The sequence below is a fragment of the Streptomyces sp. A1136 genome, assembly GCF_004795055.1.
In the GTDB taxonomy this organism is placed as follows: domain Bacteria; phylum Actinomycetota; class Actinomycetes; order Streptomycetales; family Streptomycetaceae; genus Streptomyces.
Map to the genome: position 1 here is coordinate 1 of NZ_SSBJ01000030.1, position 18,512 is coordinate 18,512.

Annotated in this window: 18 protein-coding genes and 8 pseudogenes; 17 read left to right on the top strand and 9 right to left on the bottom strand. The window is 68.4% G+C overall.

Annotated features, from left to right (window positions below; translation table 11 throughout):
* Positions 1-124 (top strand): annotated as a pseudogene (locus tag E6R62_RS41160) (MerR family transcriptional regulator); the annotation flags it as partial.
* Between the two features lie 416 nt (positions 125-540).
* On the top strand, positions 541-1,017 hold the full coding sequence (locus E6R62_RS26205; RefSeq protein WP_240801901.1) for an ATP-binding protein: 477 nt from the start codon (positions 541-543) through the stop codon (positions 1,015-1,017).
* A gap of 443 nt (positions 1,018-1,460) precedes the next feature.
* Here the strand turns inward: E6R62_RS26205 and E6R62_RS26210 are convergent, their stop codons facing one another.
* Positions 1,461-1,880, bottom strand: a complete 420-nt coding sequence (locus tag E6R62_RS26210) for a MarR family winged helix-turn-helix transcriptional regulator (RefSeq protein ID WP_136215980.1) — start codon at positions 1,878-1,880, stop codon at positions 1,461-1,463.
* Between the two features lie 61 nt (positions 1,881-1,941).
* Here E6R62_RS26210 and E6R62_RS26215 point away from each other — a divergent pair, with 61 nt between their 5' ends.
* Entirely contained in the window at positions 1,942-2,736 is a 795-nt protein-coding gene (locus E6R62_RS26215; RefSeq protein WP_136215981.1) for an alpha/beta fold hydrolase, read from the top strand.
* Between the two features lies 1 nt (position 2,737).
* Here E6R62_RS26215 and E6R62_RS26220 read toward each other — a convergent pair whose 3' ends face one another.
* A complete protein-coding gene (locus E6R62_RS26220; RefSeq protein WP_136215982.1) occupies positions 2,738-3,286 on the bottom strand; it encodes a hypothetical protein in 549 nt (182 codons plus the stop codon).
* A 146-nt stretch (positions 3,287-3,432) separates the two neighbouring features.
* Here E6R62_RS26220 and E6R62_RS26225 point away from each other — a divergent pair.
* The 6 genes and pseudogenes from E6R62_RS26225 to E6R62_RS26250 all read left to right on the top strand — a co-directional run.
* Positions 3,433-3,567: pseudogene (locus tag E6R62_RS26225) on the top strand (MerR family transcriptional regulator); the annotation flags it as partial.
* Between the two features lie 262 nt (positions 3,568-3,829).
* Positions 3,830-5,065, top strand: coding sequence for a PP2C family protein-serine/threonine phosphatase (locus tag E6R62_RS26230; protein WP_136215983.1), 1,236 nt, complete (start codon positions 3,830-3,832; stop codon positions 5,063-5,065).
* A gap of 337 nt (positions 5,066-5,402) precedes the next feature.
* A complete protein-coding gene (locus tag E6R62_RS26235) occupies positions 5,403-5,606 on the top strand; it encodes a cold-shock protein (RefSeq protein ID WP_064071132.1) in 204 nt (67 codons plus the stop codon).
* Between the two features lie 362 nt (positions 5,607-5,968).
* Positions 5,969-7,444: a DEAD/DEAH box helicase gene (locus E6R62_RS26240; protein ID WP_136215984.1), complete on the top strand. Its 1,476-nt coding sequence runs from the start codon at positions 5,969-5,971 to the stop codon at positions 7,442-7,444.
* Positions 7,445-7,490: 46 nt separating this feature from the next.
* Entirely contained in the window at positions 7,491-7,895 is a 405-nt protein-coding gene (locus E6R62_RS26245; protein WP_136215985.1) for a CBS domain-containing protein, read from the top strand.
* Between the two features lie 49 nt (positions 7,896-7,944).
* Positions 7,945-8,256 carry an SCO5918 family protein gene (locus tag E6R62_RS26250; protein ID WP_136215986.1) on the top strand — a complete coding sequence of 104 codons (312 nt, stop codon included), beginning with the start codon at positions 7,945-7,947 and terminating at the stop codon, positions 8,254-8,256.
* Positions 8,257-8,508: 252 nt separating this feature from the next.
* Here E6R62_RS26250 and E6R62_RS26255 read toward each other — a convergent pair whose 3' ends face one another.
* Together E6R62_RS26255 and E6R62_RS26260 are read right to left on the bottom strand one after the other, a co-directional pair.
* Complete coding sequence (locus E6R62_RS26255; protein ID WP_136215987.1) at positions 8,509-9,627, bottom strand: acyl-CoA desaturase; 1,119 nt, start codon at positions 9,625-9,627, stop codon at positions 8,509-8,511.
* A gap of 7 nt (positions 9,628-9,634) precedes the next feature.
* Positions 9,635-10,696 carry a ferredoxin reductase gene (locus E6R62_RS26260; protein WP_136215988.1) on the bottom strand — a complete coding sequence of 354 codons (1,062 nt, stop codon included), beginning with the start codon at positions 10,694-10,696 and terminating at the stop codon, positions 9,635-9,637.
* Positions 10,697-10,782: 86 nt separating this feature from the next.
* On the opposite strand from E6R62_RS26260, the gene E6R62_RS26265 reads away from it, so the two are divergent.
* From E6R62_RS26265 to E6R62_RS26285, 4 genes and pseudogenes are all read left to right on the top strand, one after another.
* The gene (locus E6R62_RS26265; RefSeq protein ID WP_136215989.1) at positions 10,783-11,922 is read left to right on the top strand and encodes a CdaR family transcriptional regulator; all 1,140 of its coding nucleotides are present in this window, start codon (positions 10,783-10,785) and stop codon (positions 11,920-11,922) included.
* Positions 11,923-12,125: 203 nt separating this feature from the next.
* The gene (locus E6R62_RS41165; RefSeq protein WP_240801902.1) at positions 12,126-12,320 is read left to right on the top strand and encodes a transposase; all 195 of its coding nucleotides are present in this window, start codon (positions 12,126-12,128) and stop codon (positions 12,318-12,320) included.
* A gap of 148 nt (positions 12,321-12,468) precedes the next feature.
* Positions 12,469-12,618, top strand: a pseudogene (locus E6R62_RS26275) (IS701 family transposase); the annotation flags it as partial.
* Positions 12,619-12,773: 155 nt separating this feature from the next.
* Positions 12,774-13,192 (top strand): annotated as a pseudogene (locus tag E6R62_RS26285) (hypothetical protein); the annotation flags it as partial.
* On the opposite strand, the pseudogene E6R62_RS42065 reads toward E6R62_RS26285, so the two are convergent.
* Positions 13,122-13,449: pseudogene (locus E6R62_RS42065) on the bottom strand (transposase); the annotation flags it as partial. The pseudogenes E6R62_RS26285 and E6R62_RS42065 sit on opposite strands and share 71 nt — an antisense overlap.
* Positions 13,450-13,550: 101 nt before the next feature.
* Here E6R62_RS42065 and E6R62_RS26295 point away from each other — a divergent pair.
* A pseudogene (locus E6R62_RS26295) lies at positions 13,551-13,810 on the top strand (IS30 family transposase); the annotation flags it as partial.
* Between the two features lie 76 nt (positions 13,811-13,886).
* Here E6R62_RS26295 and E6R62_RS26300 read toward each other — a convergent pair.
* The 3 genes and pseudogenes from E6R62_RS26300 to E6R62_RS39790 form a co-directional block, all read right to left on the bottom strand.
* Positions 13,887-14,537: a hypothetical protein gene (locus tag E6R62_RS26300; protein ID WP_136215990.1), complete on the bottom strand. Its 651-nt coding sequence runs from the start codon at positions 14,535-14,537 to the stop codon at positions 13,887-13,889.
* Between the two features lie 104 nt (positions 14,538-14,641).
* Positions 14,642-15,025, bottom strand: a pseudogene (locus E6R62_RS26305) (transposase); the annotation flags it as partial.
* An 80-nt stretch (positions 15,026-15,105) separates the two neighbouring features.
* On the bottom strand, positions 15,106-15,450 hold the full coding sequence (locus E6R62_RS39790) for a hypothetical protein (protein WP_168714187.1): 345 nt from the start codon (positions 15,448-15,450) through the stop codon (positions 15,106-15,108).
* A 540-nt stretch (positions 15,451-15,990) separates the two neighbouring features.
* Between E6R62_RS39790 and E6R62_RS26315 the strand changes: the two genes are divergently transcribed.
* Positions 15,991-16,497, top strand: a complete 507-nt coding sequence (locus E6R62_RS26315) for a hypothetical protein (protein WP_136215991.1) — start codon at positions 15,991-15,993, stop codon at positions 16,495-16,497.
* 296 nt (positions 16,498-16,793) lie between these two features.
* On the opposite strand, the gene E6R62_RS39795 is transcribed toward E6R62_RS26315, so the two are convergent.
* The gene (locus E6R62_RS39795) at positions 16,794-16,931 is read right to left on the bottom strand and encodes a hypothetical protein (RefSeq protein WP_168714188.1); all 138 of its coding nucleotides are present in this window, start codon (positions 16,929-16,931) and stop codon (positions 16,794-16,796) included.
* A 293-nt stretch (positions 16,932-17,224) separates the two neighbouring features.
* On the opposite strand from E6R62_RS39795, the gene E6R62_RS26320 reads away from it, so the two are divergent.
* Positions 17,225-17,746: an NUDIX hydrolase gene (locus E6R62_RS26320; protein WP_136215992.1), complete on the top strand. Its 522-nt coding sequence runs from the start codon at positions 17,225-17,227 to the stop codon at positions 17,744-17,746.
* Positions 17,747-17,810: 64 nt separating this feature from the next.
* A pseudogene (locus E6R62_RS42070) lies at positions 17,811-18,503 on the top strand (transposase); the annotation flags it as partial.
* Positions 18,504-18,512 lie beyond the last annotated feature (9 nt).

Sequence of the window (18,512 nt, forward strand, 5' to 3'; positions counted from 1 at the left end):
GGGCACCCCGATCGAGGCGGCCTGCCGGATCGTCATCCTCGAAGACCAACTCGAGGAAGCAAAGCGCATCAACGCCGAATACCGCCGCACCGCCCAATCCCCGTTCCCTCCGGCCGCGGCCTGAAGATCGACCGGAACCGCCGCCACGTCAGGCGACCCGCCAGACCCGTGCTTCGTTGTCCCCGGGTGGTCGTGCGGCGGCCGTGTTGCGGAACCGGTTCTGCTCCCGCTCGTCGAGAATCGGATCCACACCGCCCAGGGTGGCCCCGAGCGTGCGGGGCGGCCGCCACGTACCGGGCAACCGGGCGGGCGCGGCAGTTTGCGTTAGGGGACGGCGAGCCGCAGGGCGGCCTGGGCGGCCGATACGTGCAGGCAACCTGGTCGCCGCGTCCCGCGCTGCTCCTCGTTGCAGCGGCCTTTTCCGATCGGGGTGAATCGGTCCTCCGGGACAATCTTAACTTCGCCTGTTACCGGTGGTTGCGAGGCGCTTTCGCGGGCAGACGAGTCTGTCGGCGAGGTCACTGGGGCAAGGACGGCTGTATGTATCAGGCTGCGAAGGAAGACGGCCGGCAACTGCTGGCAGGTCGTTCATCGATGGTGTCCGCGGTGTTCGCCGGTGATGAGAAGATCGCCGATGCCCGCGACTTGGCTCTGTCGTTTCTGGCGGATCTGCCCACGGTGCACGGGCTGCCGGTGTCCGAGCGGGTGACGGACACGGTGGAGCTGGTGGTGAGCGAGCTGGTGACCAATGCCCGCAAGCATGCCCCGGGCCCGTACGTGCTGGGGTTGGAGGCGTGCGACGGCGCTGTCGAGGTGAGCGTCTGGGACAGCCAGCCGACCCTGCCCACCATCCAGGCCCCCGACCCGCATCGGATAGGCCGGCACGGTCTGGAGATCGTCACGACCCTGTGCCGGAGCTTCGAGATACACCGAGAACCGGTAGGCAAGCGCATCAAGGCGGCCGTCGCACTGTCCGACGATTGGGGCACGGGCATCGGCGGCCCGCGGGCGGTGTGATCGCAGAGCCCCGCAGGCCTGCGCCGTAGCGTACCGGGAGAGATCGACCGCTTCCGGGTCCGGGCCAGGCGGCCTACGGGTGAGTGACGTCGGGTCGACTGACGTCATCGCCGTGGTGGCCGGTGCCGTAGTACCGGACCAAGCGCTTGTGCCGAGTGCTATGCAGCCGGCGAGTCGACCTCGTTTGACGAAAACGATCCATGCAGCCATACCGCATGGAACTCCCGGCGCGACCGGCGTTCCGACCGGCCGGTTATGTCGAGCAGTGCTGTCCGTGATGGCAAGCTGGGCACCCGCCGCAGTGGAACCGATCGGGCGTGGCGTGGGGCTCCCAGCGAACGTGGGCTGGTCGGGGCACCGCCAGCCGTCTGCTTCGGGCTGTACCGAGGCGGTCGCTCAACGGTGGAGGGGTGGGAACACATATGGGTGTGCCTGCGGAGGGTCTAGGTGTCTCGTTCTGCGGTGAGGCGCTGAAGCAGGTCGAGCAGCGTTGCGCGGTCCGCGCCGGGCAAGGCCGAGAAGTGGGCGGCGAGCACCTTGTCGGCGACCTTGTGGCCGGCCGCCAGGACCTGCTCGCCGGCGGGAGTGAGATGGTGCTCGATGCGCCGGCCGGGCCCCGGTCGGCGCTCTACGAGGGCCTGGGCTGTGAGGCGGCCGGCGAGCGTTCCGAAGGCCTGCTCGGTCTGAAAGGTAGCTGCGGCCAACTCGCGGGCGGATGCCCCGGGTGAGCGGCTGATCGCACGCAGGGCATCCCACTGGGCCAGCGTCGTGCCGATGGCGGAGAGCGCGCTGTCGAGGGCCCGGTGCTGTCGGTACTGGGCGTGTTTGACCGCTCTGCCGAGTTCTTGCAGCTCACCATGCATGAAGCCAGTCTACGGCATGACCAAGCTAGCTTATATAAAGATATTTAGTTACTGTGGCGGCATGCCTACAGACACATCAGCCGCATACACCGATCTGCCCCTCACGCTGTCCGAGTCCGGAAGCGGCAAGCCGGTCCTCATCCTGCACGGCGGCGGAGGCCCCGCGACCGTCGCCGGCCTCGCCCAACACCTCTCCCGCATCGCACACACCATCACCCCCGTGCATCCCGGCTGGGACGGTACCCACCGCCCCGAATGGCTCACCGGGATCGACGACCTCGCCCTCGCCTACCTGCACCACCTGTACGACCGCCAACTGCGCGACGTTCTCGTCATCGGGTCCTCGCTCGGAGGCTGGACAGCAGCCGAGATGGCCGTACGCGACAACGCGGGGATCATCACCGGCCTCGTTCTGATCGACGCCGTCGGCGTGTGTGTCGACACCGAACCGATCACGGACTTCTTCGCCCTCGACGCCCGTGGCGTCGCGGAGCACTCTTGGCATGACGCGGACCGCTACTACGTCGATCCCACAGGCATCCCAGCCGGCCAACTCGCACTCCGGCAGGCCAATATGGCCACCATGCGAACCCTCGCGGGCGACCCCTACATGCACGACCCCAAGCTGCTGCGCAGGCTCGCACGTGTCCAGGCGCCCGCCCTCCTGATCTGGGGGGAGAGCGACCGAATCGTCAACCCGGCCTATGGCGCCGTGTACGCCGAAGCCTTCGGCAACGGCCGACTCGAAGTCATACCCGAGGCGGGCCACCTTCCGCAGATCGAACAGCCAGAAGCCACCTGCGCCCTGATCGACGCCCACCTGCGCCAGACGAGCAACCCGTTTCCCCAATCGTGAGTTACGTCGGGGGGCGGCAGCGGCGTGTGTAGTAGGCGTAGGTCAGCACCAGTACGAGCGGACCCCACAGCATCCCGGGGGTGACGCAGAGGCGGGCCAGTGTCTGCCGGCCGCCACTGCTGAACCGGGCGGCGTCACCCACACCGAACCAGCTCAGCAGCACGGGTGCCCAGAACGCGGTCGCGCCCAGGCCGCCGAGGGTGGCGGGGATGATCGCCGCACAGGGAGCGATCCGCTTCCCGCCGATGAACGGTAGCCGTGCGGGGGCGACCTCGCCCCATCCGCGCACCAATCCGAGGGACAGCAGCGCCAACCCTTCCGTGATCAAGCTGAGCCCGAAGACGTAGGGGACGGACACCCACAACGACGACGGCGTCGCCCCGTCCACGTCCAGCCCCATCTCAAAGCCGAAGGCGAACGGTATCCGCCACAAGCACTGGGGCGGCAGCAGCAAAGGGATCGCATGGGCGGTGATGGAAGCCCATGGTGGGACCGGCAGTTCGGTGCCGTGCGCAGTCGTGGTCGGGCGAGGTCCGTCGATCGCTGTCATGGCATCAGCTTCTTCGGTCCCCGCCGGCTGGTCGTCATCCCCGAGGTGGTACCGCCGTCTGCACGGGGGAGCCTTGAGTCAGCCTTCGGGATGATGCGTTGGCGGGGGAGGCCCCCGGTCCCCTTGCCGTGTTCACTCCGGGCGTCCGGGAGCCCGTCGACCAGGGCACTCCGATCGAGGCCGCGTGCCGCATGGTCATCCTTGAAGATCAGCTCGCCAAGGCGCAGGTGTTCAACACCGAACAGCACGGCTCTGAGGTCCGGGACCGGGATACCGCGTGACTGGCTCTGCTGATCGCGGACGAGGATGAAGGGAGGGGCGCAAAGGGCGACCCTGCGTGCAACGGTGTGGTAGGGCTGGCGAACCACTGCCGGCGGATCCGGGCACTCTCCGTGGTGCAATGTGACTCCGGCGCCAAGGCTTCACGGTGCTGACGCGGCAACGAGCGAGGTGGAGGGTTCTGTGACGGCGTGGGAGTCAGGCGGGAATGGCGGGCCGCCCTTCCGTCTTTCCCCGGACGGCAATAGCCGTGCGGGTACGGCGATGACGCTGGCGGGGACGTTGGCGGCCGCGGAGGCCGCGCCGCCGGTGGAGTCCCTGGATGTGGTTGCGCGCATGCTCAAGGAGCGCCTCGGGGCGGGATCGGTCTCTTTCCTCATCACCGACTTCACCGGTAGCTCGGTTGTTCGGCTGGGGGGCGCGGGCAGCGTCGAAACAGGCGAGCCCGCCCAGCGCATCACGTTGCGCGGCACCCTGTACGACGACGTGATCCGCAGCCAGCGGCCAAGCGTGCAGGACGCAGGCGCGGGCACGGTCCGGGTGGTGGCTCCCGTGACCAACCGTGGGGACGCCATCGGACTCCTGGAACTGTTCCTGCCCACGCCCCCGACGGCGGAGGTGATGCGGGAGATCAGTGAGACGGCGCACGCGCTGGCCTACATCGTCATCGCCAACCGCTCCTTCACCGACGTCTACCAGTGGGGCAGGCGGACCCGCCCGCTCAACCTGGCCGCGGAGATCCAGCACCGGCTGCTCCCGGCTTCGTTGACCTGTGAGGCGGCGCAGTTCGCGGTCGCCGGGGCGCTGGAGCCCGCCGACCATGTCGGAGGGGACACCTTCGACTACGTGGTCGACCGGGATACCGTTCAACTGTCCGTCACCGACGCCATGGGGCACGACGTCGCCGCCTCGTTGCTGGCCACCCTGGTGGTGGGCGCACTGCGCAGGGCCCGGCGGGCGGGCGCGGATCTCTTGGAGCAGGCCCGCCAGGCCGACCAGGCCATGCGCGAGCACGGCCGCGAGGGCTACGCCACCGGTCAGCTGCTGCGAATCAGCCTGCTCGACGGTGCCACGGAGTTCATCAACGCCGGGCACCCCTGGCCGCTGCGGATGCGAGACGGGAAAGTGACCCAGATCGTTCCGGAAATCGATCTGCCGTTCGGTGTCCTGAGCCCGCGTACCTATCGGGTGCAGTCGCTGGACCTGCGGCCCGGTGACCGGCTCGTGATGCTGACGGACGGCATGCTGGAACGCAACGCCGACACCGTGGACTTGTCCGACCTGATCTTGCGCACCCGGGAGTTGCATCCCCGAGAGGCCGCCCGCACTCTCATCGGGGCGATCGTCGACGCCGGCAACGGCCATCTGGAGGACGACGCGACCGTCATGTGCCTGGACTGGCACGGTCTCGCCCAGTCACGGCGCGACGCCGCCACCGGCGCCGATCTCGCGGACGCCTCGCTTCCCTCGACAACGGGACACACCGCTTCTGGGCGGTGACCGGTCGGGCTCGTGCGCAGGGAGCGCTCGGCTCTGGCACCTGCTGCGCGCGGCGGATCAGATCTGTGACGGCCAGGCCAGAGTTTACTGCGGCTAAAGGTGAGGGTTTTTATCGCAAGGAACTGAGTGGAATGCGTTGCGTGCGGAGGCGGCTCCGACATGCTACTGTCGATCTTAGTTGCAGTCTTGGTTCCCAGAATTCAGGCGCTTCTCTCGTCGGCTTTTTCGCCCGCTGGAGACGCTTTGCATTTTCGCCGATTTTCCGGTCGGGGCAATCATCGCGGCGACTCCGGAACCACACAGTGTGATTCCGGGCACTGCCCCAAAGGAGATTCATATGGCATCTGGCACCGTGAAGTGGTTCAACGCGGAAAAGGGTTTTGGCTTCATCGAGCAGGACGGCGGCGGCGCTGACGTCTTCGCGCACTACTCGAACATCGCCTCTTCCGGCTTCCGCGAGCTTCAGGAAGGCCAGAAGGTTAACTTCGACGTCACGCAGGGCCAGAAGGGCCCGCAGGCGGAGAACATCGTTCCCGCCTGACGCTGACGCGTACACGTAGCTGGGGCCCGCACCTTGGGGTGCGGGCCCCAGCTCGTTGTTTTTCCCCCACGCGACGTCGGATCCCGACGGTTTCGCGTAAGTGACTGGTGACGACGCCTCGCGCCGACCCTCCGCACTGTCCGGCCCGGCGGATACGTCGCCATACGACGCCCGCCCCGCCCCCCGCCCGCAAGGCGTTCGCCGTTTCCGCGGCCTCTTTGACGCAACTACGCGGCACTCCCGCCCGCAAGGCCCGTCCGCCACTTTCGCGGCACGGCTCTGCCCTGTCTTTCTTCGGCCCGTTCTCGCGAATACCCGCCATGGGAATTCCTCGATACGTGCCGCATCGAGGAAGGTTCCGCATGAACCGCACCACTCGGACGAACGACCGCTATTCCCGCGCCGGTACCGGAGGCGGCCGGAGTGGCGCCCTTCGCGCCGCGCGTTCCGGCGCGCCCGCCCGTTCGGGCTATGGCGGCAGGCGTCCCGCCGCCATCCAGGGCGAGTTCGCCCTGCCGAAGACGCTCACTCCCGCGCTGCCCGCCGTCGAAGGCTTCGCCGATCTGGACATGCCGGCCCCGCTGCTGGCCGCCCTGGGAGCCGAAGGCATGAGCGCGCCGTTCCCGATCCAGGCCGCGACGCTGCCCAACACCCTCGCCGGCCGCGACGTGCTCGGCCGCGGTCGTACCGGCTCGGGTAAGACCCTCGCCTTCGGCCTGGCGCTGCTGGCCCGTACGGCGGGGCACCGCGCCGAGCCCGGGCAGCCCCTGGCCTTGGTCCTCGTTCCCACCCGCGAGCTCGCGCAGCAGGTCACCGCGGCGCTGACCCCGTATGCCAGTGCGGTGAAGCTGCGCCTGGCCACCGTCGTCGGCGGCATGCCCATCGGTCGACAGGCAGGCGCCCTGCGCGGCGGCGCAGAGGTCGTCGTCGCCACGCCCGGGCGGCTCAAGGACCTCATCGAGCGCGGCGACTGCCGGCTGAACCAGGTCGGCATCACGGTGCTGGACGAGGCCGACCAGATGGCCGACATGGGCTTCATGCCGCAGGTCACCGCGCTTCTGGACCAGGTGCGGCCGCAGGGGCAGAGGATGCTGTTCTCCGCGACCCTGGACCGCAACGTCGACCTGCTGGTGCGCCGCTACCTCACCGATCCGGTCGTGCACTCGGTCGACCCGTCGGCCGGGGCGGTCACCACGATGGAGCACCACGTGCTGCACGTGCACGGCGCCGACAAGCACGCGGCCACCACCGAGATCGCCGGTCGCGAAGGCCGGGTGATCATGTTCCTGGACACCAAGCACGCCGTGGACCGCCTGACCGAGCACCTGCTCAGCAGCGGCGTACGGGCGGCCGCCCTGCACGGCGGGAAGTCCCAGCCGCAGCGCACCCGGACCCTGACGCAGTTCAAGTCCGGCCACGTCACCGTCCTGGTCGCCACGAACGTCGCGGCGCGCGGCATCCACGTCGACAACCTCGACCTCGTCGTCAACGTCGACCCGCCGACCGACCCCAAGGACTACCTGCACCGCGGCGGCCGCACCGCCCGCGCCGGGGAGTCCGGCAGCGTGGTCACCCTCGTCACCCCGAACCAGCGACGCGACATGACCCGCCTCATGCAGGCTGCGGGCATCGTCCCCCAAACCACCCAGGTCCGCGCCGGCGAGGAAGCCCTGAACCGGATCACCGGCGCCCAGGCCCCCTCCGGCATCCCGGTCGTCATCACCGCGCCGGTTGTCGAACGCGCCAAGCGCGGCGCGGGCTCCCGTGGCAGGCGTAGGCCCGCTTCGACGGTCCGGCGCGTGAGCGTGGGGCAGTTCGCCTTCGATGCGGCGGCCTGATCACCGCATGATCCGCAAGCTGATCCATCTCGGCAGGAGGCACGTTGTGACGCTGGTGCAGATGCAAGCCCGCTCGGCGAGTGCCCATCCCGCCGACCGGACGGTCGCCGACGCCATGGACGCGGCCGGACCGCAGGTCTGTGACGACATGACCGTCGAGGTCGCCTTGGCCGTCATGGCCAGTGCCCGTGCCGGGCACCTCCTCGTCTGCGACCAGGACGGCCTGGGCACGGGACTGGTCACCCTGGCCCGGCTCGCAGCCGTCCGCGAGAGCTCCGCGTACACGGACCGGGTCCGGCTGCGCGAAGTCCTGGGCGATCACGGTCCGGGGGCCTCGTCGGTGACGACGATGGCCGAGGCCGAGCACGCCATGCGCTACCGCAGGGCCGATGCCCTGCCCGTCGTCGAAGGACAAGGCAGCGCTCTGGGCGTTCTTGCCCTGGCCCGCTGAGCTGCCTCACCGCGGCACAACCGTCCCCTACTTCTTCCAGTGAGGCATCATGCGCTGTGTCATCGCCCGCTTCCCGTTCGACCTGACCAAGAGCGGCGTCCTGGCTTCGATGAAGGGCATCAAGCCCGAGCAGGTTATCGGCGAGTCCGTGATCATCGGCCGCCGCACCTACCCCGTCAAGCAGGTCGGGCAGGTCATCACCGGCCAGGACCGTCGCGACTTCAGCATCGGCGAAGTCCTCCGTGCCATGAGCCAGCTCGGCTTCACCTGCCGTGGCCTTCCCCGGGCCGCCGTGCCCACGCGCGTCCTCAGCCCGCTCCAGCAGGCTTCCGCGATGCTCGGTGTCCCGGTGACCGTCTGACAGACAGGGTCGGGCGCGAGCCGACACCCGAACAGCGCAGAGGGCCCAACCGGCGCGCGCCGGTCGGGCCCTGCCCGCGTGGTTTGTTTCCGGCTAAGCGGCGGGACCGGCCATCGCCCGGCCCGGCCACCGGGCTGCCCCGGACCCCGTGTCGTACGGTCCGCTGTCGCGGTCGCCCGCCGTCCGCAACGGATATCACCGAAACCGGCGGTGCCGCCGGTACGGCCGGAAGGTCTGAACCGATACCGGGAATCAGGCCGCGACGAGCTCCTGCTCGCGGTCCGGCGTCTTGACCTTGGGCTTCTTGTTCGGCAGCGAGAGCCGGAAGACCTTGTGCCACGCGGAGAACACCTGCTTGGGCAGCGGCCCGGTGACGTACTCCAGCTCGTACTTCTCGAACAACGCGCGCACCTTCACCGCGACCTCGGCGTACCGGTTGCTCGGCAGGTCCGGGAACAGGTGGTGCTCGATCTGGTGCGACAGGTTGCCGGTCATGAAGTGCATGGCCTTGCTGCCGCTGATGTTCGCCGAGCCCATCATCTGGCGCAGGTACCACTGGCCGCGCGTCTCGCCTCTGATCGACCGGCGCTCGAAGACCTGCACGCCCTCGGGGAAGTGCCCGCACATGATCACCGAGTGGGTCCAGAGGTTGCGAACCAGGTTCGCGGTGAACGTGGCGGCGAGCGTGGTGAGGAACGACGGGCCCGACAGCAGCGGGTGGATCACGTAGTCCTTGAGCACCTGTTTGCGGATCTTGCGGCCCACGGCCTTGGCCCGCGCGCGGAACTCCGGGGTCTTGCGGCGGCTCTTGTGCAGGTTCTTGCCGAGTTCCAGGTCGTAGGCGGCGATGCCGTACTCGAAGAAGCAGGCGTTGATGAAGTTCCACAGCGGCTGGCCGAGGTGGAACGGGCTCCACTTCTGGTCCTCGTCGACACGCATGATGCCGTAGCCGAGGTCGTTGTCCTTGCCGATCACGTTGGTGTACGTGTGGTGCAGCTCGTTGTGCGAGTGCTTCCACTGCTCGGCCGGCGAGACGTGATCCCAGTCCCAGGTGGTGGAGTGGATCTTCGGGTCCCGCATCCAGTCCCACTGGCCGTGCAGGATGTTGTGGCCGATCTCCATGTTGTCCATGATCTTCGCCACGGACAGACCGGCGGTGCCGATCAGCCACGCGGGCGGGAAGATCGAGAACAGCAGCACGCCCCTGCTGACCAACTCCAGCTTGCGCTGCGCCGCGATGACCCTACGGATGTATGCGGCGTCCTTCTCGCCGCGGCCGGCGATCACCTCGTCGCGGATCGCGTCCAGCTCGCGGCCGAGCTCCTCGATCTGCTCCGCGGTCAGGTGGGCGGTGGGGTCGATGGCGGTCAAGGTGCTCCTACCGTTCGATGTCACAGGGGCCCGCAGCGGCGGACACGCAGGTCTGGATGAGGACGCCCGGCTCGGCTTCGGTGATCTCACCGGTGCGCAGGTCGCGGACGGCGCCCGCCTTGAGCGGCGTGACGCAGCCGAAGCAGATGCCCATGCGGCACCCGGACGGCATGAGCACGCCGGCCTCCTCGCCGACGTCCAGCAACGGCGTGGCGCCGTCCGCGTCGACGGTCTTGCCGGTGGTGCTGAACGTGACCTCGCCACCGCCACCGTCGGCGGCGACGACGATGCCGGGGCGGAAGCGTTCGGTGTGCAGGCGCTCCTGGACGCCGTGATCGGTCCAGCGCTCTTCGGCGGCGTCGAGCAAGCCCGCGGGCCCGCAAGCCCAGGTTTCGCGCTCGGCCCAGTCCGGCACGAGTTCGTCGAGACGCGCGATGTCGAGCATGCCGTCAGTGTCGGTGTGCAGCTCGGTGAGACGCAGCTTTTTGTCCGCGACCAGGTCGTGCAGATCGTTGCGGAAGATCACGTCTTGCGGCCGTGGCGCGGAGTGGACCATGACGACGTCGTCGAACTCGGTGTCGCGCAGCATGCCCATCACCGGCGTGATACCGCTGCCGGCCGTCAGGTAGAGCACCTTGGCGGGCTTGACCTGCGGCAGTACGAAGTCTCCGGTCGCCTGGTCGAGCTGGATCAGCGTGCCCGGTTTCGCCCTGCGGACCAGGTAATTGCTGACCTTGCCGTCCGGGATTGCCTTCACGGTGATCGTGATGCGGCCGTCCCGGCGGTTCGTCGGCGAGGTGACCGAGTAGGCACGCCACAGGCGCACCCCGTCGACGTCGACCCCGATCCGCACGTACTGACCGGCTGTGTGGCCGCGCCAGCTCCGTCCCGGCCTGATCACGACGGTCGCGGCGTCACCCGTCTCCGGATGCACGGCCTCGATGCGCCCACGCAGGTCGGCGCCCGCACGAAGCGGGCTGACCAGGTCGAGGTAGTCCGACGGCAGCACCGGCGTCGTGACCATCTCCAGCAGTTTCCACGCCCTACTGCGGAGGGCTGCACTCGTCATGACTCCAGCTTGATGCGCCTTAGGGCGTAAAGTCCTGTCCGCAGGACGTAAAACTGATCGGCTGTATTGTTCGCAGGAAACAAAAGATGAGCCATGCAATTCGGAGGGCCACCGACCTGGCCCTGGACGAGACGACGGTCACCGCCCTTCGGGCCGCGCTGAAGGCCACCGCCGACGAGGTCGTCCAGGCGATCATCGACGAGGTCCCTTCCTACGCCAACGCCCTTTCGGGTCGCATGGGCGGCACCATCCGCCGAGCCGTCCGCACCGCTCTGGGGCACTACCTGAACCTCGCGAGTGGCAACGCCACGGGCGGCGACGCCGGTGACGCAGCCTACGAGCTGGGCCGCGGCGAGGTCCGCGATGGCCGTTCGATGGACGCCCTGCTCAGCGCCTACCGCGTCGGCGCCCGCGTGGCCTGGCGATGCCTGGCCGCAGGTGCCGTACCCGCAGGTCTGCCCGCCGCCGAGGTCGCCAAGTTCGCCGAGCTGACCTTCGCCTACATCGACGAGCTCTCCGCCGCGAGCGCCGCGGGCCACGCCGACGAACTGGCCGCCCAGGGCCGGGCCCATGAGCGCCACCTGGAACAACTGGTCCGTGACATCCTCGCCGGCGCGAGCCCGGACGTGCTGCGGGCCTCTGCCCAACGGGCCGGGTGGCAGCCTCCGGTTTCGCTGACCGCGGTCCTGCTGCCCGCGGCTCAGGCCCGGCCCGCCTCCCGCGCGCTCGACCCGAGCACCCTCGTCCTCGACGATCTGCCGGACGCCTTCGGCGTGCTGCTCGTCCCCGATGCCGACCGACCACATCTCTTGAGACAGCTGACCGACCGCACCGCCGTGGTCGGTCCGGCCCGGCCATGGACTCGTGCGTCCGCATCGTACGCACGAGCCGTCCGCGCGCGCTCCCTCTCCTCTGATATCCGCGACACCGAGGACCACTTGCCCGAGCTGGTGTTGAGCGCCGACGCGGACGCGTTCGCAGACCTGCGTGCCCGAGCCCTCGCACCGTTGCAGACCTTGCCTGTCGCGACCGCGCGGCGGCTGGAGGAGACGTTGCGGGCGTGGCTGCTGCACCATGGCAGGCGGAACGAGGTGGCGGCGGCGTTGTTCGTCCATCCCCAGACCGTCCGGTACCGGATGTCGCAGCTGCGGGAGCTGTTTCCGGATCTCGAGTCGCCGCACCGGGTCCTTGAACTGACGCTGGCGGTCGGTATTCGGGGCACCTGACGCGGTCTTCGACCGTCCACGACCGCGTCCGCGAGCAGGGCGGTCGCAACTTCCGGGATCGCCTACATGGTCCGCGTCTGGTACTCCAGCTTGGTGGCGGCGGCGCCATCCAGATGTATTGCCCCGGCAGGTTGTGGACGGGTGATGCAGGGAGGTCTCGGCTGAGGCGTCTTGAACGGGTCTACCTGGCCGTCGGCGTCGACATGGACGGCCGCAAAGACGTCCTCGGTTTATGGGTCGGCTCCGAAGGCGAAGGCGCCACCACAGGGATGGCGGTGCTCTCCGAGCTGCGAAATCGGGGCATCGAGGACGTCTGCATCGTGGTCTGTGACGGATTGAAGGGCCTGCCCGACGCTGTGACTGCGACCTACCCAAAACCACCGTCCAAACGTGCGTGATCCACCTGACGAGAGCCTCGCTCAGGCTCTCGTCGTCGCGGGACCACCCGAAGCTGGTCCCGGCCCTGAAGGCGATCCACACGGCCCCGACTTAGTACTGCAACGGCGTTTGGCGTGGCTGGTGGCCAGGCTGCTCGTTGGTGTGGTGGCGGATGTCTTCCACGTCATGGCCACCACCCGGCACGACACCGTCGTCACCCGCTGGGCGATCGACCACCCGGTTCACGACCTGTTCCCCGGCCTGCCGCGGCAGAAGTGGAAGCGTCGTTCCTGCGGCAACGGCGCCCACGGCCCCCGCTTCTCCAAGGGCTGGCGCTCGGAGCTGGAGCGGGAGCCGTAGGCGGCGTCCGCGGTCACCCACCGGAACGGAATCTTCTCCGCGACCGCCCGGCGGACCATCGCCTTGGCCTGTTGAACCGATGTGACTGGGACGCGGACGAGGTCTTGGACGGCGACTGGGCGAGGGTCGAGGTGAAGCCCTGGCATCGTGAGGACCGCCGGCACCGGGTGATCGCCCGCCGAAGCGTCAGCAGGCCTCAGCAGACCTCCTACTACATCGCCTACTGCCCGGCCGAGACCACCCTCGACGAGCTGATCCGTATCGCGGGCAGCCGGTGGGCCCCGTCGAGGGATGCTTCCAGACCGCGAAACAGGAATGCGGCCTGGACGACTACCAGGTCCGCCGCTACCCCGGCTGGCACCGCCACATCACCCTCGCCATGGCCGCCCACGCCTGCCTCACCGCGCAGACGCCAAGGCCGAGACGCACCTCGAACACCTCGCGATCGCCCGGAAGACGGGCACCACCAGGGTCTGATCCTCTAATCGACGGGCCCTCTCATGGACCTGACAGCGAAGGAGTTCGTGGATGACCTGGTCGGTCCCGTCGTCGCGCCAGGCGGCGAAGTAGTAGTACGTCGCGCTCTTCGGTGGCAGGTCGTGCGGGAGGTGGGCCCACTGGCAGCCGGTCCGGCCCTGGTAGAGGATCGCATTCACGATCTCCCCATGGCGTAGGCGCCTTGGTGGCCGCTGACCGAGCGGTGCCGGTCCTTCCAGGCTGTGATGACCGGCTCGATCAACGGCCACTGCCCATCCGATAGTCACGCGGGTACGGCTTGCGTTCACTCACCCCGCCACCCCAACAGACCACCGGCAGCGAACCAGCAGTTTCCGCCCCCACCCCACACCATCAGGCGACAACAGAAACACTCAAAGACTCACGAACCGCCCTCTGAGATGGCCTCCCACGGCTCCTTCACCCTCGCCACCGACACTCCGATCTACTTCTGCGACCCCGCCAGTCCCTGACAACGCGGATCGAACGAGAACACGAACGGCCTGCTACGGCAGTACTTTCCCAAGGGCGCTGACCTGTCGGTCCACAGCCGCGAGCACCTCGCTGCCGTCGCCACCGAACTCAGCGGCCGCCACGCAAAACGCTCGGCTGGGAAACCCCAGCCGAGCGACTGCATAAACTGTTCGCAGCCTGATCAACACGACCACGTGTTGCGGCGACCCCTGGAAACCGCCCTCACCGGCGGGGGTTCCTCCTGAACTGCCGGGTGACTACTGGGTGCTCCACTTCCAGCTGTCCAGCTTCATGAACTCGGCAGGCGTCCGCGCGTCTTTGCCATTCCAGACCAGCCGGGCGGGCGGCTTGGCGGTGGAGCCGATCCATACCGAACACTGGGTGCGGGTCTCGCCGATGTCCCAGCCGAGGTAGACCTCGCCGACGGGGCAGCCGCCCTCCTCGAAGCCGGACACGATGACCGGCTTCTGGGCCGCCTCGTTCCCCTTCTCGTCGAGGATGTGGATGGGCAGGTTGAGGTTGGCGTTCGGGTGGTCCGGCTTGCCTTCCTTCAGGGTGTACGTTGCGAAGACGTAGTAGGGGGTGTCGCCCAGTTCGGGGTGCTGGTCGTAGTAGCCCGCCTTCATCTGCTTCGGGCCGCCCTTGACGATCTTCTGCACGGTCACCTGGAAAGTTCCGCCGTCGGTGCCCTCGATGAGATTCGGCGCCGGCTGCCCCAGCGCCAGCGCGGGGCCCCACGTGGCGTTCGGGCTCGGGCTCTGGCTCGGGCCGGCCTGCCCGCCCGCGGTCTTCGCCCCGGAGGGGGCGGGAACGGCCGTCGAGCCGCCTTGGCCGCCGCCGCAGGCGGTGAGCGTGACGCCCAGTACGGCGGCCAGGACCCCGTGAACGGCTATGGAATTGCGACGCATGAGTTTCTTTCCCCGTGGAGATCTCCGGGGGAGAACAGGCATGTGACTACGACGGAGTCCCCCGGGCCACGCTGCGCGTGGCGTGCTCATGTTAAGACGTCGTTTTATTTGGTGAGGCGGCGGTGGCAGATGAGGGCTGCGGTGATGCCGGCGCAGGCGGGGAAGTGTTCTGCCTTTCGCTCGTATCGTCGGTGGAGTCGCCGGCAGCCGGCGAGCCAGGACACGGTCCGCTCGACGACCCATCGGTGGCGGCCGAGCCGCTTTGAGGACTCGATGCCCTTGCGGGCGATGCGGTGGCGAATGCCGCGTTTGCGGAGCCATCGCCGCAGGTGGTCGTAGTCGTAGCCCCTGTCCGCGTGGAGCTTGCCGGGGCGCCGTCGACGAGGTCCTCGCCGGGACCGGATCGGCGGGATCCCGCGTACGAGCGGTTCCAGGCCGAGGCTGTCGTGCATGTTGGCGCCGGAGATTCCCAGCAGGAGAGGCAGTCCGTACCCTGACCCGCCCCATCGCCGAGCACCTGGCCGCGTCCGGCCCGGGGCACCCGTGGACGGCGGCCACGTTCGCGGGCTTAGGCGATGAGGCGTTCGACCGTGCGCGTGCCGACGCCGTAGCGGGGCTCCACCGCGCCCGGCGCGGGCTCCACCGGGGCCTCCCACCCGATGGCCGTCAACGAGACCGTGATGGCGATGCTGCGCCCGAAGCCGAACATGGCCAAGCTCGCCGTGGACCCGCCGCACGCCAAGACGGCCGCCCAGGCCGCCGTCGACGCACGAGCTGGCACCGGCGCCATCGCCTCGTACGGGACCGAGGTGTCGCCGCCCGCCACCGGCACGTGGAACGTGCCCGGCAAGGGCGGAGCCCAGACCGACCTGGTTCTCACCGCCCCGCAGGACCAGATGTCGGTGCTGTCCATCGAGGTCGACACTGCCACCCGACGACAGCGTCACGATCGGCGCACCACGTCGGCGAGCTTCTCCGCGAGGACCTGGCGGCGCTGCGCGCACGGAGGCGGCCGCAGGTCGGGGAAGCCCGCCGCAGGGTGGGCCAGGGTGTCGAACACCACGCCAGTCGCCGGGCGTTGGTCGGCCAGGATGGGCGGTGACCAGGGTGAGCCGGCGCCCCGCCCGAAGCGCGGGGTAGACAGAGCGTGCCCGCTCCCATACAGTCCGTGGCGGGGCCTGCTAATGCAGGAAAAAGGGGGGCAGGGCATGTGTTGCTGCTGTATTCCATGCCGTCCCGCACTTTGGCGGACTTTTCCCTTGGCGGGCTACGGGAAGTCGATCACGGAGCCGGTAGGGCTTTTCGGTTCACCCGAAGGCTTCCCGCTGCGACGCGGTATTCGCTGAACGGAAATGTCCCTCTTCCTTGCCATCACATCAGCGCTGCGAAATGTGACGGCGACGGCGCTCATCCATCTCGTCCGCGATATCTCCAGACGGAAGGAACGGCCAACATGGCTTTATCGGAAGCCGACCTCGCGAAGCTCGGAGACACTCCGATCACGATCCAGTCGACGCACTACCCGAATGTGTACCTGCGTATGGACGGGACTGGCGTGACCGCCCCCAGCGATCCCGGCGGCGGTAAGGTCAACTGTCAGTACGGCACCGGCGCCTGGACCACGTTCAAGGTCCGGCCGCAGGCCGACGGCTCGTACGCGTTCGAGTCGGTGGCCTTCCCCAACGTGTTCCTGCGCATGGACGGCAGCGGGGTCCCGACCAACATGAGCGGCGGGGGTACGGTCAACTGTCAGTCTTTCATCGGCCCCTACGAGAAGTTCCGTGCGCGCGCCCAGAGCGACGGTTCGTTCTCCTTCGAGTCGGCGACCTTCACGAACATCTTCCTGCGCTTGGTGACCGGCAGCGGGGTCACCGCCGCCACCGGCCCCGGTGGAACGGTGAACTGCCAGTACAACGCCAACGGCGGCGGCGACGAAAAGTTCTTCATCGACAAGGCATAGTGTGATCCCTTCCGGCCTTGTGGCTCCGTATTGGGCCGGAAGGGATCGTTGGACCGGCGCCTCCATGGGGTGGTGTATATACGCCACGGGCCGCACACCCCAGGAGGGCTGGTCGAACTCGCACAAGGGCTGCCGATGGTCTGCACGCCGAAGTCACGGATGTCGTCTCGGAATGCCTTCTCGTCCCAGTCCGAGAGGTTGAGCAGGCGAGGGACCGTCCGGGAGCTGTCCTACCTGCTCCGACAGTGCGGGCCGGCTTCTGGCGGTACGCGTCGGCTCGGCGCTCACGGGGTGCCTTACTTGTCTGTCCGGGTGCGGTTGGCGATCCAGTCCGGATCGCGTACGGGCGCCGGCGTCTGCGTCTTGTTGGCCGGGGTGCGCATGATGCGCCGGCTGGTGCGCTGCGCGGTGGCGTTCGAGGCGCGCCTCGGCATCCAACCTCTGGGCAGATGACTGCTCGTGGGTACTGTGCACCGACTGCGATCTGTGGGCCACCAAGGTCGCCGGCCCCCGCCCTCATCGATGCATTGCTGAACGACAGTGAAATCGAGGCGGTCCGTCTGCCTTGGGCGTACTGACGACGAGTTGGCACGCTACGCAATGCACCGGATCGTAGAGGACCGTCCGGCCTCAGCGGTCAGGAACAGGAATGCGCCCGTGCTCCGCGCTGGAGAAGGTTTCAAGCTCGTCGGGCAGGGTTGTCAGTGGGAGCTGAGATCGTGCCTTCGTGAGTGAACTGGTTGAGCATGTCGATGAGCATGACCGCGTGCTGGGAGTCGTCGACCGGGATGAGGCGGTGCGTGAGAACTGGCCGCATCGCATTGCGACGACGATCTGCCGTGATCGCGAGGGGCGGATCTTGGTGCTTCGACGGGCCGAGACGATGTCCCGGTTCCCGGGCCACTACGACGTGATGGTCGGCGGCGCCGTGAACGTGGGCGAGTCATATGGGCAGGCGGCAGTCCGCGAGCTGACTGAAGAGCTGGGCGTTCGTGTGCCAGTGCGGTTCCTCTTCAAGTTCCTTTGCCGGGCAGGGATTAGCCCCATCTGGTTCGGGGTGCATGAGGCCGTCGTGTCGGAGGCTGTGGTGCCGGACCCGGTTGAGATCGCCTGGCACGCCTGGATAACCGTGGACGAACTGCTTGAAGTCGTTGAGGAATGGCTCTTCGTTCCGGGTGGGCGGGAGGCCCTGCGCCGTTATCTGGAGTCCGGGTTCGGTGGTGGTGCGGGCAAGGCAGCGGCCGGATGATCGGCGGTCGAAGAAGCCGAGGCCGCCCCAGCATGGCGCCGCCGCCCCCGCGTTCAGCGCCCGCCTGACATCGCGGGCGGATGCCCTGTTCGACATGTGACGCACTGCTGTCACCGACGGACCGGTCCGCACCCTCGTGGATCTGGTGCTCGCGCCGGAACACCGGTGCGGGCACGGCGCCTTGTACTCCGGGGTACTCCGGGATCAATCAGGCCGGATCGACGTCGACCGCCTTCGTCGCGCTCTGGCGGGCGCGCCGCTGCCCGGGCTAGCGACGGCCGCTCGGTGCTGGCCGTGGACGTCTCCGCGTGGCTGCGGCCGGACGCGGACACCAGCTCAGACCGGTCCTTCTGTCACACCTTCGGCCGTTTGGGCAAACACCAGATGGTCCCTGGCCGGCCCTACTCGATCGTCGCCGCTCTTGGGCCGGCCGGAACTCATGGACGGCCCTGCTGGACGCGATCCGGCTGGAGCCCGGCGCCGACGTGGCCGCAGTCACCACCGATCAGATCCGCGACGTCGTCGAACGTCTCATTCACGCCGCCCAGTGGCGGGAGAGTGACCCGGGTCTCCTGGTCGTACTCGACGCCGGATACGACGCACCCCGCATCCCCCATCTCCTCGCCGACCTGCCCGTCGAGGTGCTGGGGCGGCTCCGTTCGGACGGGGTGACGCGCAAGCCTGTTCCGTTCTGGTGCCGTGGATCTGCCCCCCCCCGCATGGCGGGCGCCCACCCAAGCACGGCGGCGAGTTCGTACGAAGGACA

Bases quoted from the DNA above. Each gene is read 5' to 3' on its own strand.
- E6R62_RS26230 (WP_136215983.1), top strand. From the start codon at position 3,830: ATGACGCTGGCGGGGACGTTGGCGGCCGCGGAGGCCGCGCCGCCGGTG.
- E6R62_RS26210 (WP_136215980.1), bottom strand. From the start codon at position 1,880: ATGCATGGTGAGCTGCAAGAACTCGGCAGAGCGGTCAAACACGCCCAG.
- E6R62_RS41165 (WP_240801902.1), top strand. From the start codon at position 12,126: ATGGACGGCCGCAAAGACGTCCTCGGTTTATGGGTCGGCTCCGAAGGC.
- E6R62_RS26240 (WP_136215984.1), top strand. From the start codon at position 5,969: ATGAACCGCACCACTCGGACGAACGACCGCTATTCCCGCGCCGGTACC.
- E6R62_RS26215 (WP_136215981.1), top strand. From the start codon at position 1,942: ATGCCTACAGACACATCAGCCGCATACACCGATCTGCCCCTCACGCTG.
- E6R62_RS39795 (WP_168714188.1), bottom strand. From the start codon at position 16,931: ATGCCGAGGCGCGCCTCGAACGCCACCGCGCAGCGCACCAGCCGGCGC.
- E6R62_RS39790 (WP_168714187.1), bottom strand. From the start codon at position 15,450: ATGGACAGCACCGACATCTGGTCCTGCGGGGCGGTGAGAACCAGGTCG.
- E6R62_RS26260 (WP_136215988.1), bottom strand. From the start codon at position 10,696: ATGACGAGTGCAGCCCTCCGCAGTAGGGCGTGGAAACTGCTGGAGATG.
- E6R62_RS26265 (WP_136215989.1), top strand. From the start codon at position 10,783: ATGAGCCATGCAATTCGGAGGGCCACCGACCTGGCCCTGGACGAGACG.
- E6R62_RS26235 (WP_064071132.1), top strand. From the start codon at position 5,403: ATGGCATCTGGCACCGTGAAGTGGTTCAACGCGGAAAAGGGTTTTGGC.
- E6R62_RS26250 (WP_136215986.1), top strand. From the start codon at position 7,945: ATGCGCTGTGTCATCGCCCGCTTCCCGTTCGACCTGACCAAGAGCGGC.
- E6R62_RS26220 (WP_136215982.1), bottom strand. From the start codon at position 3,286: ATGACAGCGATCGACGGACCTCGCCCGACCACGACTGCGCACGGCACC.
- E6R62_RS26205 (WP_240801901.1), top strand. From the start codon at position 541: ATGTATCAGGCTGCGAAGGAAGACGGCCGGCAACTGCTGGCAGGTCGT.
- E6R62_RS26300 (WP_136215990.1), bottom strand. From the start codon at position 14,537: ATGCGTCGCAATTCCATAGCCGTTCACGGGGTCCTGGCCGCCGTACTG.
- E6R62_RS26315 (WP_136215991.1), top strand. From the start codon at position 15,991: ATGGCTTTATCGGAAGCCGACCTCGCGAAGCTCGGAGACACTCCGATC.